The sequence below is a fragment of the [Clostridium] hylemonae DSM 15053 genome (genome assembly GCF_008281175.1).
Lineage (GTDB): Bacteria > Bacillota > Clostridia > Lachnospirales > Lachnospiraceae > Extibacter > Extibacter hylemonae.
In genome coordinates this window covers 228,239-240,575 of sequence record NZ_CP036524.1, presented here as the reverse complement: position 1 = coordinate 240,575, position 12,337 = coordinate 228,239, and the positions used below count along the sequence as shown (strand labels likewise).

Genomic DNA, 12,337 nt, shown 5'->3' with positions numbered 1-12,337 from the left:
ATGCACAACATAAAGGCCTTCTGATTTTGTTACTTTTTACCAGCGTATCATCCGAGCAGCAGCGCGGCGCGCGACACGAGAAAGCAGAGCAGCATGCCCGTCACCGTCGGAATGAGGAACGCTGCCGCCGTCCATTTAAGCCCTCCCGTCTCTTTGCGTATCGTGAGAAGTGTTGTGGAACACGGCCAGTGCATCAGCGAAAACAACATCGTACAGACGGCTGTGACCCACGTCCAGCCATTATCCACAAAGAGCCGGTGCATCTCGGAAAGGCTATCCAGCTCCAGAAGACTCCCCTGAGCCATATATGCCATGATCATGATCGGTACGACGATCTCGTTGGCCGGAAATCCAAGAATAAAAGCCAGGAGGATGACTCCGTCCAGACCAAGGAGACGGGCAAACGGGTCGAGGAAATCACTTAAGTGGGCGAGCAGACTCACACCTCCCGCATCGACATTTGCCAAAAACCAAATGACAAGACCTGCCGGCGCGGCGACGACGACCGCGCGTCCCAGGACAAACAGCGTCCTGTCAAATATAGAACGCACGATAACCTTCCCGATCTGCGGACGCCTGTAAGGAGGCAGTTCTAACGTAAAGGAGGACGGCACGCCTTTCAGAAGTGTTCTGGACAATATTCCCGAGACGACAAATGTCATGACTACTCCAAGCACAATTGCGGCCGTGAGCATCAGCGCCGCAATGACCGAGGAGCCGGCGGCGCTTTTCGTACCGATAAAAAACATCGTGATGAGCGCTATGAGCGTCGGAAACCTGCCGTTGCACGGTACAAAATTGTTGGTGAGCATCGCAATGAGCCGCTCTCTCGGGGAATCAATGATCCGGCACCCCACAATTCCGGCCGCATTGCATCCGAATCCCATGCACATACTTAGAGCCTGTTTGCCGCAGGCACAACACCTTTTAAACGGTTTATCGAGATTGTACGCCACCCTGGGCAGATATCCCGCGTCCTCAAGCAGTGTAAACAGAGGAAAAAAGATTGCCATGGGCGGAAGCATGACAGATACGACCCACGCCAGCACCCGGTATACACCTTCAATAAGCATACCGGTCAGCCATTTTGGAGCCCCGATATGTACAAAAAGCTCCATGAGCTTATCCTGCACCCAGAACAGCCCCTGGGACAAAAGCTGGGAAGGATAATTGGCCCCCGTGATCGTAAGCCATAGGATCGCCGCCAAAAGCGCGATCATGACGGGATATCCGGTTCTCCTGCTCGTGAGGATTCTGTCCAGCTTTTTGTCCAGGCCCCGGTACCCCTGCTCTTTACTTTGCACAACTGCTCTGCCGATATCCTCCGCCTGCTTTACGACAGTGGAGACGATCTTATCCTTTAGTGTATTCGGGTCAACACCTCTGCTCTCCAGCAGTCTGCGCGCCTCATTAAGCGCTCCGGAGACCGCCGGCTCCTTACATATATCCGTTCCTGTCGCTTTGTTCAGCTCTTCCAGAAGAGAGGTGTCGCCTTCCAGCAGCTTTAAAGCCAGCCATTTTGCAGCCGGCCTTTTTCGGCCGTTTCTTTCAAGGATTTCTTTCACGGCCGGCAAGACGAGTTCCGCTGCCTGCTCTATTTCTTCGGGATAGTGCACTTTGACCGGCTGCCGGCTGTTCATCTGAGCGTCCGCCATCTCATCCATCCTCAAAAGAAGACCGTCAAGACTCTTCTTTTCCCGCGCCACCGCGCCCACGACCGGAACCCCCAGTATATGTTCCAGTTTTTCTATGTCAATGGCAATGTGCTTTCTTTTTGCCTCGTCCATCAGATTCACACATACAATGACCTCGTCGCATATCTCGATCGTCTGAAGCACAAGGTTCAGGTTCCGCTCCAGGCACGTGGCATCGCAGACTACGATTATTTCATCGGCGCCACCGAAGCAGATGAAATTCCGGGCGATCTCCTCCTCCGCCGAATGCGCCATGAGAGAATAGGTGCCCGGGATATCGACAAGCACGTAAGAATACTTATCGGTACTACAGAAGCCCTGGGCATTCGTCACCGTCTTGCCGGGCCAGTTTCCCGTGTGCTGGTTCATGCCTGTGAGATTGTTAAACACCGTACTTTTTCCCACATTCGGATTGCCGGCCAGAGCGGCCACCTTTGCGTCTGGCGACGGTTTTCTGATGATAAGCTCTGTGTCCGCCGCCCCTTTTCCAGTTGATCTGATCGTCAGTCCCATCTATGTTATCACCTCATTTCCCGTATCATTATGCGTGTGCTGTCTTCCGAGCGGATAGCGATCACCGCTCCCCGGATCAGATATGCGGAAGGATCACCGCCAGGACTGCGGCCAATACATTCAACGAGCGTACCTTCCACCAGACCGATATCCAGCAGACGCCTGCGTATGCTCCCGTCCGACAACAGCTGCTTTACCACCGCGCTCTGCCCCGGTTCTATATCATTCAGACATACGGCCCTGTTCATAAAATTCACCACCCTCTCATACAATTTAGTCTAAGGAAACTTTCTTTCCTACTTCTATAATATAGAAAAACCGGTATTTGGTTACAAATTTTCATGATCGGGGAAATAAAATGGAACACAACTTCTACACCCAGAAAGGGTACGAACTGAACTGCCATGACGACTTGACCGCCTCTATGGAAGACTATCTGGAGATGATATGCCGGATGCTCCTTGAAAAAGATGTGGTGCGGATCCAGGAACTCTCCGCGCAGCTTCACGTAAAACCGTCCTCCGCCTCCAAGATGGTCGGGACTTTAAAAGAAAAAGGGTACCTCCAGTTTGAAAAATACGGGTATCTGACCGCCACACAAAAGGGCCGGGAGGCCGGCAATTACCTTCTGTACCGCCATGAAGTGCTGCATCGCTTTCTCTGCCTTTTGAACCATACGGAAAATGAACTGGAACAGGTGGAAAAAATCGAACACTACATAGATAAAAGAACCGTCGAAAACCTGGCCCGGCTCCTCCCCCTGCTGCCTGAATCTTAAAAGTCCCGAAACCATCCGTCAAACGGTCTGGTTCCGGGACTGCTGTTTTCCATTCTTTACAGTGCGTCCGTTCATAACGGGCGCCCGCGGACTATAATACCTTCTGCCACTCCTGCTCTTTAAAGCCCGGCAGCGCAAAATCGGCCCCGATAAGGAGCGGACGCTTGACGAGCATTCCATCTGTGGCGAGAATCTCATACTGCTCCTTCTCACTCATCTCGGGAAGTCTGTCTTTTAATCCAAGTTCTTTATACTTCATCCCGCTTGTGTTAAAAAAACGCTTCAGCAAAAGACCGCTTCTTTTATGCCACTCTTCCAGCTCTTCTGCCGTGGGATTGTCTTCAATGATATGTCTGGCCTCAAATGCAGCGCCGTTATCCTCAAGCCATTTCCTGGCTTTTTTACACGTCGTTCATTTTGGATATTCTAAAAATAGTACACCCATGTCTTATCTCCTTTTACTTTCTTTTCATTTTATTGAAACAACGGGGTGGAAAAATACCGCTCGGCCGTATCGGCCAGCACGGTCACCACCGTCTTTCCTCTGCCGAGCTTCTTTGCCATGCGCACTGCCGCCGCCACATTCGTACCGCTGCTGATGCCGCACATGAGCCCTTCTTTTCCTGCAAGCTCTTTTGCCGTCTTCAGCGCTTCTTCATCTGTCACGATCACGATATCGTCATAGATCTTCTGGTTCAGTATGTCTGGAATGACGCCGTCTCCGATTCCCATCTGAAGATGTGTTCCCACCTTCCCGCCGGACAGTATGGCTGCATTTTCCGGCTCAACGGCCCATATCTCCATATCGGGGTTCTCCGCTCTCAGCGCCTCACCTATGCCGGTGATGGTGCCGCCGGTTCCTATCCCGGAGCAGAATCCGTGGATCGGCTTACCTGCCTGCCTCAGAATCTCCTGTCCCGTCTGCTCCCGGTGGGCCGCGCTGTTCGCTTCATTTTCAAACTGCTGCGGCACGTACACGTCAGGATCTTCCTCCGCCATCTTAAGCGCCGTCCGCAGACACTCGTCGATACAGTCGCCTATATTGCCCGCATCGTGGATGAGCCTGACTTCGGCGCCATAATTCTGAACCAGCTTCCTTCTCTCTTCACTGACGGAGTCCGGCATGATGATAACCGTCTTATATCCTTTCACTGCGCCGATCAGCGCAAGGCCGATGCCCTGGTTGCCGCTCGTCGGCTCTACGATGACCGTATCCTTATGGATCAGACCTTTTTTCTCCGCCGTCTCGATCATATTAAGCGCCGTTCTCGTCTTGACCGAACCGCCTACATTTACCGCCTCAAACTTTACAAGTATCTCCGCATCCCCGGGACCGGTCATACGGTTCAGACGAATGAGCGGCGTGTCGCCCACCGCTTCCAATACATTGTCATAAATCATCTCTTTTGTCCTTTCTAAATGTACTTCTTATATATACACTATAGACTAAATATGATTATGTTACAAGTAAAAGGAGTCCCTACCATCTCATACACTCCGACATGACACAGATGCCGGACGCTCCGAAAGCACTCATCTCTCTCACGCACGTCTCTGTCCCCTGCATGCCGCCTATAGCATACACCGGCACATTCACCGCCTCACAAACACCCTTTAGAAATCCGGTCCCGCGGGGCAGGACTCCCCGTTTACAGTCTGTAGAAAACACATGCCCGGCCGTCATATAGGCCGCCCCAAGCGCCTCTGCTTCCAGCGCCTCCTGCACCGAATGCACGGAAGTGCCGGCCCACCGGAACCGAAGCGCCCTGTCCCGGCATGATCTGAAAAGCGGAAGCGGCAGATGTACCGCACATGATCGAAGGCGCTCTGCCGCTTCCATATACGTATGGGGAATACAGAACACATCATATGCGTCACAGATGTCCCGCACTTCACAGATCAGCCGTTCATACGCCTCTTCCGCCAGATCTTTTTCCCGCACGATCAGAGCCGGCGGATGTCTCAAACAGATGCGTTCCACCTGCTCCAGATAAGGACGGCGGCACAGATGGCGGTTTGTCACGGCAATGATGCCACCCCGGGACATCTCCATATTATCATGCATCGTTCTTCCTCCCACTATACATATACATAATCCTGCATCACCGGCTGCAGCTTCTGCCCCAACAGGCCGTTGTACACTTCTTCCACAGAGCGCATATCTGAGATCTCAAACTGTCCGTCTCCTTTTGCCTCCGTATCCCCCACATGCTCCCCTATCGCTGTGCTAACCCCCGCAGAGATTTTCGTCGCCGCGATATTGACGAGATGATCCCGCACGCGGGCACATTCTCTCGTGGATATCGTTATGCTTGCAAACGGCATGAACAGACGGTAAGCGCACACGGTCTGCAGCAGCTGCGGTTCGTGCACATCCATCGGATCGATCTTGTCATTGTTGATAATAGGTCTGAGCCGCGGACAGGAAAATGCGATCTCTGCATGGGGATACTTTCTCTGGAGCAGATATGCGTGCATTCCGGTGGCGAATGCATCTTTGCGGAAATCGTCCAGGCCGAGCAGCGCCGCAAAGCCGACGCCTCTCATCCCGCCTCTCAGCGCCCGCTCCTGGGCGTTCAGCCGGTACGGGAAGATACGTTTGTGCCCGGACAGATGAAGACTTTCATATTTATCAGAATTGTATGTCTCCTGAAACACCGTCACATAATCTGCGCCACATTTATGAAGGTAAGCATATTCATCCGAATTCATCGGATAGACTTCCAGACCGACGACTTTAAAATATTTCCGCGCTGTCATGCAGGCTCCTGCGATGTATTCCACATCCGAGTGTTTTCTGCTCTCCCCGGTGAGTATGAGCGCCTCCCGCAGTCCGCTGCGGGCGACCGCTTCCATCTCTCTTTCTATCTCTTCGGCGCTCAGTATGGCGCGCCTGATCTTGTTATGACAGTTGAAGCCGCAGTAGATACAGAAGTTCTCACAGTAGTTGGCAATATACACCGGCGTAAACATATTGACGCTGTTGCCGAAATGCTTCCTTGTCTCTGTCCTCGCGCACTGTGCCACCTCCTCCAGAAGCGGAAGCGCCGCCGGGGACAGAAGCGCCGCAAAGTCTTCAGGAGAACGGTTCTCATGTCCCAGCGCGCGGCGTACATCGTCCGCCGTATACTTTGTATAGTCATAGGAGTTCATGGCAGCCGTCACCTGCGCCTCCACATCAGACTTAAGAACCTCCATCCCCGGCAGATACGACATATGATCGATCCGGTTCTTTTTCTGCCATTCTCTGATATCGTCATTCAAGATACTCTCATTTACACATGTTTGTTCATCCACAATAATATGCCTCCTTCTAATCCTGCAGAAAGCCCGTAAGCGGAGAAGATGCGCTGGCTCCTCTGTCCATGACCCTGCCCATGCCGGACAGATATGCAGCTCTTCCCGCCTCGACCGCTTTGCAAAATGCCCCTGCCATGGAAGGAATATCGCCCGCCGTTGCGATCGCCGTGTTGGCCATCACGGCGGCAGCCCCCATCTCCATCGCCTCACACGCCTGAGACGGCTTTCCGATCCCCGCGTCTACGATGACCGGAAGATCTATCTCATCGATGAGGATCTGAATAAAGTCTCTTGTACAGATCCCTTTGTTGGAACCGATAGGAGAACCGAGCGGCATGATACAGGCCGCCCCCGCCCGGGCCATATCCCTGGCGGCATTCAGATCCGGGTACATATAAGGCATGACGACAAATCCTTCTCTGGCCAATATCTCCGTCGCCTTCACTGTCTCATAATTGTCCGGCAGCAGATATTTGGAATCGCGGATCACCTCCACCTTCACAAAGTCACCGCAGCCCAGTTCTCTGGAGAGCCGGGCTATACGCACGGCTTCTTCCGCATTTCTCGCACCTGAAGTATTTGGCAGCAGCGTGACATGTTCCGGTATGTAGTCGAGTATATTGGCCATCCCTCCCTCGTCAGCCCGGCGCAGCGCCAGCGTGATGATCTGCGCGCCGGCATGCTCCACCGCTGCTTTGATAAGGTCCAGGGAATATTTGCCTGAACCGAGAATAAAGCGTGACGTGAATGTATGTCCTCCAAGTGTAAATGTATCCTCTGTCGTATGTTCCATCATAACTTCCTCCTATTCTATCTGTCCTTCAATAATATACTGCGTGATCAAATTTGCCTGATGCGCAGCGCACAGCGCGGCCCGCGGAGCCATCAGCCCCCTGCCGTATGACGGCTCACTCACCCCGTCGCCGCACACATAAAAACGCTCCGTCACCTTCCGCGTCCGTATGGTGTCATTGCCTCCCCAGCCTGCCATTCCCGATGCACATACAAGAAACTTGTCCGGATAATGTTCCAGGATCCCGTTGACAAGCACCGCCTTCGCCTCCGGGTCGTCAAAAGCCTCACACACGATGTCATCCTGTGCAAACAGAGACAATAGATTTTCTTCCGTCACTTTGACGCATTCCGGGCAAAGTTCCAGGTATGGGTTGATCTCCATAAGCTCTTCCGTCAGGGCGCTTGTCTTGTACATGCCGATATGCCGGATAAAATACTGCTGCCGGTTCAGGTTGGTAATATCCACCTTGTCAAAATCAATAAGATGCAGATGCCCCACCCCGATTCTGGCCAGGGCAAACGCAACATTGGACCCGAGCCCTCCGAGACCGGCGACCGCGACACGGGCGCCGGCAAGCTTTTTCCGGACCTCCGGGGAGTGGCGTTCTGCCAGCGCCCGCTGGATCTCTTCCTCCGTGATCATACACTAACCTCCTCCTACAAAGCTCACAACTTCGATCGTATCACCGTCTTCAAGTACCGTCTGTGCATATTGTTTCCGGGGAACGACCTCCCCGTTGCGCTCGACCGCTACTTTTTGTTCCGGATACTCCATCTGTCTGAGCAGAAGCTCCACAGAAGTACCCGGAACATATTCCTGCTCTCTGCCGTTGACCTTCATCATATGACCGCCTCCTTTCTGTCCCCCTCAGATAATTGCCGTATAAATAAAGTAGACAAGTCCATTTCACCTGCCCATGTCCCTCACTCATGAGAGACTTGTACACTTTGCGCGCCAATGTGCGGCTGCGAAGCAGCTTTCCTCTGCACATTGCGTGCATTCCCCGGAGGTTTTTTTGTTATATAGGAAAGTTCTACGAACCTGCCTATATAATAAAAAAGAGTTCATGAAAGAAATACACCCGCGGTGGTGCACCCCTTCATGAACTCTCGTCCACTCTCGATGGTTTGAAATGGAAAACGGGAAATGCCTGAGCATTTCCCGTAAACAAACTAGCTGTACGTTCCTACGTTGGCATTATCCAAATCAGGTATATGGGTCGAAGTTTACAACTTCCTCTCAGCCTATCTAATAAGCTCCCCTATTCAATTTACATCTATAAATATAAGGCATCCGGCGCATTGTGTCAATACCGGATGATAATGTACGCACTAACAGACAGGAGCCGCTCCTATCCGCTCTCCCATCTTTACGATCGTCTCAAAGCCTTTTGCCGTGTTGTCGATGAGACGTTTATCCAAGTCGGCGGCCCCTTTCTGGAACAATAGAATGACCGTGGAACCTCCGAACTCAAACCGCCCCTTTTCCTGTCCGCGCTTCACCTTGCAGGCGCCGTGATAATTCGTGATGCGCCCCACCATCAGGGCTCCCACCTCCATCATGAGCACGGTCTTAAAATGCCGGCTCTTGAGCAGGGAATATTCTCTCGTATTTTCTTTATAGATCGGGATCACGTCATTCGCCGCAGGATTGACCGTGTGGAAGATCCCCGGTATGGTCCGGTTCTCTGATTTTTCTCCGTCGTCTATATAGCAGTATCTGTGGTAATCGTCTACTGTCAGCCGGAATACACAGGCATACCCGCCTTCATAACGCTTTGCCAGATGTGCGGAGCGCAGAAGAGATTCTACCGTATACTTCGTATTCTTAATGCAGAATTCACCTGCCCCGTCTCTGTTATGTAAGACAGGATACACGCTCAGTTTCCCGTCGCACGGGCTGACAAGTGTATCAGGACCGCCTTCCATGGGACGGAATTCCGATTTTATCTGCCTTGTAAAAAAATCATTGTAAGATGTGAACTTCTGCTTTCTGAAGCAGGACAAATCTATATCGTTGTGTTTCACAAACGGTTTTATGAGACATCTCGACCAGTTTCTCTCCAGAAGCCATCCTCCGGCCCTTGAAATTCCGGGACGTACAAGCAGTCTTAGGGCAGCTCTCCCGGCGCGGTGCGTATACATCCACCTGAGCAGTCTGTCCTGGCCAGAGTCGTCCGACGTAACTTTGCCTTCTCTGTCAATATATTTCATGTCATACTCACTTTCATCTTCTGCAGAACCACGGCCAGCCTGTGTGGAAGCTGATACGGTAATTCGTGAAAATGATCATTATGAGCACAGCGGCGCCCACCACTGCCACGAGAACCGCCAGCGTGCCGTTCTTCGGCTTTCTCAGCTTAAAGTTGCCTATAAACAATATACCTACGATCAAAAGCGCAAGGTGCAGGCAGATGCGGAACACCCAGTCCGGCACAAAAAACTGAACCATAAACACAAGAGGAAGCACGATCGCCATGGATGTTATCGGCAGTCCTCTGTAATACTTCTCTCCGCTTTCCGTCACGAGGGCGTTTTTCGCCTCCATCACATTAAAATAGGCGAGACGGATCACTGAGTTTATACAGTACAGTATAATAATGGCAATGCCGATGGGGCCTCGCACACCGAGCAGGTAACATATCAGCGCCGGGAACGCGCCGAAACAGACGACGTCGCAGAGAGAATCGATCTGTATGCCAAATGCCTTCTCATCGTCCGTTCTGTCCTTTTTCGTCCGCGCGATCTTACCGTCAAACATATCACATAAACCAGATATGGCCAGACATAAGATGGCAGTCTTAAATCTTCCGTGGATTGCCTGTGTCATTCCGAATACAGATGATGCAAGACTCACATAAGTCAGCACTACCGTATAATTATAGATTCCTATCATTTTACTCTCTCTTTCCTTTACTCATATTTTATCTGCCGCTTTCTGCCCGATCGTAAGATGAGCGAACAAAGTCATGCCCGCGCTGAGCAGAAGCTGTACATAATAAGCGATCCCCCTGCTTAAAACCATTCCGGGCAGCAGAAGCCCGGCTGTAAATATGCCTTTAAAGATGATCAGGAACAGATTTTCACTGATTCCCATTCCTCCCGGCAGCGGCAGCATATCAACCGACACCGACACAACTGCCTGAAGCATGACTACATCATAGATATGCGCCCCGTTCAGGCCGAATGCCTTGTATACGAACCACGTGACAAAGAACAAGGCAAAGCGCTGCAGAAATGTGATGATAAGCACATTTACTATCACTCTTCCGTGGGTGCGCAGATACAGTGCCGTAGCATTGTACTGGTCCATGGACTCCGCCAGACGCCGTGTGCGTTCCGGCTTGTGCTTTAATATGTGAATACGTTCCAGTATCTTTAGGAATTTCATCATGATCCACTTTGCCAGCGCCGGGTGGAACGCCAGTATGGACATGGCGATACAGCACAGTACATTCAGCGCGACTCCAAGATAGAAGATTGGAAGGATCCCCTCCAGATACCGGTGCACAAAACCTCTTTGGAAAAATGCCACAAACAGTCCGATCGCGACAAGCACCGACTTATATGTTATTGTAACAATCATTAAAACCAATGTCGAGACCGGAACCGGAATTTTATTCTTCCGCATGTAATAAATCTGCATCGGCTGCCCTCCGCTTGCGGACGGCGTTATCGCACTGAAAAAAAATCCCACGCAGGAATAGAGGAAACAAGTCCATCTTTTCGTGCGTATCTTCAGAGTCCCGAACATGTAATGTATGATAATGGATTCTCCCCATATAAAGATGATGACGCCGGCGATCCCAGGAAGCAGATACCACGGATTGACCGTGATAATGGCCCGCAGGACGGCGCGCAGATCCTCGCCTTTAAACACACTGTACAATGTCAGCGCAAATACTACAAGGAGAAATACCATATTTGCTATTTTCTTATTCTTGCTCCCCACAGTTCCCCCTCTTTTCTACAGGTCTTCTCCTTCTTTCAAAACACAGACGGTACAGTCTGTCAAATAAGTTCTTTGGAGTACGGTATAACTCTGTGTGAAACGCGATCCAGTACGTGCCTTCCGCCACGAGGATCCCTCCGACCGCATCTACAATATAATGCTGCTTTGTCACCTGGGTCGATACACAGATCAAAATCGCAAACAGACAGGAAAACATCCGGTATGCTTTCGGAACATTCTTCTGTCCGCGTATGCCGATATAGCAAAACCAGCTCACCAGACAGTGAAACGAAGGAAAAAGTCTGGTCGGACGGTCTATCTCATATATCATCCGAAGCAGCATTACCCAGAGTCCGTCACCGGCCAGCTCTGGTCTTACATTCGTCGTCGGAAGCAGCAGAAATATGACCGCACAGACGATCCGCGACATCATATCCGCTGTCACAAAGCGGTAACAGTGCTCTTTTCCCTGCCTTGCTATCAGAATATAGTTGGCAATCCAGAACAGATAACAGCCCAGATAAATCACCACAAACCACGGTATGACAGGAACCATCCCGTCAAAAGGAAGTGTCAGGTCATAGTGTTTCCACGACCTGGTCAGCACTTCTGTCCCGTTGTATGCCATAAAGTTTACCGTCACACAGGCAAGCAGCGGAAATATGGCATATTTAGGCAGTATTGGATTTTTTATTCTGCATCTGGTTCCCATTCCATTTCTCCTTTATCACAGCCTACTGAACATTATAGCAGACTTCTGAAAAATTGCACTCTTTATTCCCGCTTCTTTAGGAAATCCTAATAATTTCTTTATTTTTTATAAAACAGCCTCCCAAAATGCTGGTAGAAAAAAGCTCTCCACCCTTACGGATGGAGAGCACATACACTTATCATATGTCCTGTTATCCCTCCATTTTCTGTAGATCCTCATAACGGATCATCTGCTCCTCCGCCTTGCCTGTCACTGTCACCGGAGGCCGTGAATCTTCATCTACAATGAGAAGCAGACACCCACAAGGAGAACAACAGTCATTCATTAACGCGTGGTTGACTGCTAAAAGTTTTAAATCCTCGTTCCCACAAGGGGAACGACAAAGAGTGGTGATCTCCTCCATATTCAAAAACACGTTTCAATCCACGTTCCCACAAGGGGAACGACGAAAAAGTGGTTCGCGTAGAAGTGTTCGGAGTTGTTTCAATCCACGTTCCCACAAGGGGAACGACTGCGGCTGTATCATATCTTCAACGGCTGGTTTGATGTTTCAATCCACGTTCCCACAAGGGGAACGAGTAATATTTATCACT

At 51.0% G+C, this 12,337-nt stretch carries 15 protein-coding genes and 1 riboswitch; of the genes, 1 reads left to right on the top strand and 14 read right to left on the bottom strand.

Annotated features, from left to right (window positions below; all coding sequences use genetic code 11):
• Positions 1-47: 47 nt before the first annotated feature.
• The gene (gene feoB, locus LAJLEIBI_RS01085) at positions 48-2,207 is read right to left on the bottom strand and encodes a ferrous iron transport protein B (RefSeq protein ID WP_006444401.1); all 2,160 of its coding nucleotides are present in this window, start codon (positions 2,205-2,207) and stop codon (positions 48-50) included.
• Positions 2,208-2,215: 8 nt separating this feature from the next.
• Positions 2,216-2,455, bottom strand: a complete 240-nt coding sequence (locus LAJLEIBI_RS01080; RefSeq protein WP_006444402.1) for a FeoA family protein — start codon at positions 2,453-2,455, stop codon at positions 2,216-2,218.
• A gap of 110 nt (positions 2,456-2,565) precedes the next feature.
• Between LAJLEIBI_RS01080 and LAJLEIBI_RS01075 the strand changes: the two genes are divergently transcribed.
• Positions 2,566-2,985, top strand: coding sequence for a metal-dependent transcriptional regulator (locus LAJLEIBI_RS01075; RefSeq protein ID WP_006444403.1), 420 nt, complete (start codon positions 2,566-2,568; stop codon positions 2,983-2,985).
• Between the two features lie 91 nt (positions 2,986-3,076).
• Here LAJLEIBI_RS01075 and LAJLEIBI_RS01070 read toward each other — a convergent pair whose 3' ends face one another.
• The 12 genes from LAJLEIBI_RS01070 to LAJLEIBI_RS18645 form a co-directional block, all read right to left on the bottom strand.
• Complete coding sequence (locus LAJLEIBI_RS01070; RefSeq protein ID WP_083790650.1) at positions 3,077-3,430, bottom strand: arsenate reductase family protein; 354 nt, start codon at positions 3,428-3,430, stop codon at positions 3,077-3,079.
• 29 nt (positions 3,431-3,459) lie between these two features.
• Positions 3,460-4,386, bottom strand: a complete 927-nt coding sequence (gene cysK / locus LAJLEIBI_RS01065; RefSeq protein WP_006444405.1) for a cysteine synthase A — start codon at positions 4,384-4,386, stop codon at positions 3,460-3,462.
• A gap of 79 nt (positions 4,387-4,465) precedes the next feature.
• Positions 4,466-5,050 carry a thiamine phosphate synthase gene (locus tag LAJLEIBI_RS01060; RefSeq protein ID WP_006444406.1) on the bottom strand — a complete coding sequence of 195 codons (585 nt, stop codon included), beginning with the start codon at positions 5,048-5,050 and terminating at the stop codon, positions 4,466-4,468.
• Positions 5,051-5,064: 14 nt separating this feature from the next.
• Complete coding sequence (gene thiH / locus LAJLEIBI_RS01055; RefSeq protein ID WP_006444407.1) at positions 5,065-6,282, bottom strand: 2-iminoacetate synthase ThiH; 1,218 nt, start codon at positions 6,280-6,282, stop codon at positions 5,065-5,067.
• 16 nt (positions 6,283-6,298) lie between these two features.
• On the bottom strand, positions 6,299-7,081 hold the full coding sequence (locus LAJLEIBI_RS01050) for a thiazole synthase (protein ID WP_006444408.1): 783 nt from the start codon (positions 7,079-7,081) through the stop codon (positions 6,299-6,301).
• Positions 7,082-7,090: 9 nt separating this feature from the next.
• Entirely contained in the window at positions 7,091-7,723 is a 633-nt protein-coding gene (gene thiF / locus LAJLEIBI_RS01045) for a sulfur carrier protein ThiS adenylyltransferase ThiF (RefSeq protein ID WP_006444409.1), read from the bottom strand.
• A 3-nt stretch (positions 7,724-7,726) separates the two neighbouring features.
• A complete protein-coding gene (thiS, locus tag LAJLEIBI_RS01040; RefSeq protein ID WP_006444410.1) occupies positions 7,727-7,924 on the bottom strand; it encodes a sulfur carrier protein ThiS in 198 nt (65 codons plus the stop codon).
• Positions 7,925-8,246: 322 nt separating this feature from the next.
• A riboswitch (TPP riboswitch) is annotated at positions 8,247-8,354 on the bottom strand.
• Positions 8,355-8,412: 58 nt separating this feature from the next.
• Positions 8,413-9,294, bottom strand: coding sequence for a phosphatidylserine decarboxylase (locus LAJLEIBI_RS01035; protein ID WP_006444411.1), 882 nt, complete (start codon positions 9,292-9,294; stop codon positions 8,413-8,415).
• A 13-nt stretch (positions 9,295-9,307) separates the two neighbouring features.
• On the bottom strand, positions 9,308-9,976 hold the full coding sequence (locus LAJLEIBI_RS01030; protein WP_006444412.1) for a CDP-alcohol phosphatidyltransferase family protein: 669 nt from the start codon (positions 9,974-9,976) through the stop codon (positions 9,308-9,310).
• 21 nt (positions 9,977-9,997) lie between these two features.
• Complete coding sequence (locus LAJLEIBI_RS01025; protein WP_006444413.1) at positions 9,998-11,032, bottom strand: lysylphosphatidylglycerol synthase transmembrane domain-containing protein; 1,035 nt, start codon at positions 11,030-11,032, stop codon at positions 9,998-10,000.
• On the bottom strand, positions 11,016-11,744 hold the full coding sequence (locus tag LAJLEIBI_RS01020) for a phosphatase PAP2 family protein (protein WP_006444414.1): 729 nt from the start codon (positions 11,742-11,744) through the stop codon (positions 11,016-11,018). Before LAJLEIBI_RS01020 ends, LAJLEIBI_RS01025 begins: the two co-directional genes overlap by 17 nt.
• 190 nt (positions 11,745-11,934) lie before the next feature.
• On the bottom strand, positions 11,935-12,069 hold the full coding sequence (locus tag LAJLEIBI_RS18645) for a hypothetical protein (protein WP_279232023.1): 135 nt from the start codon (positions 12,067-12,069) through the stop codon (positions 11,935-11,937).
• Positions 12,070-12,337: the final 268 nt, after the last annotated feature.

Bases quoted from the DNA above. Each gene is read 5' to 3' on its own strand.
- feoB (WP_006444401.1), bottom strand. From the start codon at position 2,207: ATGGGACTGACGATCAGATCAACTGGAAAAGGGGCGGCGGACACAGAG.
- LAJLEIBI_RS01080 (WP_006444402.1), bottom strand. From the start codon at position 2,455: ATGAACAGGGCCGTATGTCTGAATGATATAGAACCGGGGCAGAGCGCG.
- LAJLEIBI_RS01075 (WP_006444403.1), top strand. From the start codon at position 2,566: ATGGAACACAACTTCTACACCCAGAAAGGGTACGAACTGAACTGCCAT.
- cysK (WP_006444405.1), bottom strand. From the start codon at position 4,386: ATGATTTATGACAATGTATTGGAAGCGGTGGGCGACACGCCGCTCATT.
- LAJLEIBI_RS01060 (WP_006444406.1), bottom strand. From the start codon at position 5,050: ATGCATGATAATATGGAGATGTCCCGGGGTGGCATCATTGCCGTGACA.
- LAJLEIBI_RS01050 (WP_006444408.1), bottom strand. From the start codon at position 7,081: ATGATGGAACATACGACAGAGGATACATTTACACTTGGAGGACATACA.
- thiF (WP_006444409.1), bottom strand. From the start codon at position 7,723: ATGATCACGGAGGAAGAGATCCAGCGGGCGCTGGCAGAACGCCACTCC.
- thiS (WP_006444410.1), bottom strand. From the start codon at position 7,924: ATGATGAAGGTCAACGGCAGAGAGCAGGAATATGTTCCGGGTACTTCT.
- LAJLEIBI_RS01035 (WP_006444411.1), bottom strand. From the start codon at position 9,294: ATGAAATATATTGACAGAGAAGGCAAAGTTACGTCGGACGACTCTGGC.
- LAJLEIBI_RS01030 (WP_006444412.1), bottom strand. From the start codon at position 9,976: ATGATAGGAATCTATAATTATACGGTAGTGCTGACTTATGTGAGTCTT.
- LAJLEIBI_RS01020 (WP_006444414.1), bottom strand. From the start codon at position 11,744: ATGGGAACCAGATGCAGAATAAAAAATCCAATACTGCCTAAATATGCC.
- LAJLEIBI_RS18645 (WP_279232023.1), bottom strand. From the start codon at position 12,069: ATGAATGACTGTTGTTCTCCTTGTGGGTGTCTGCTTCTCATTGTAGAT.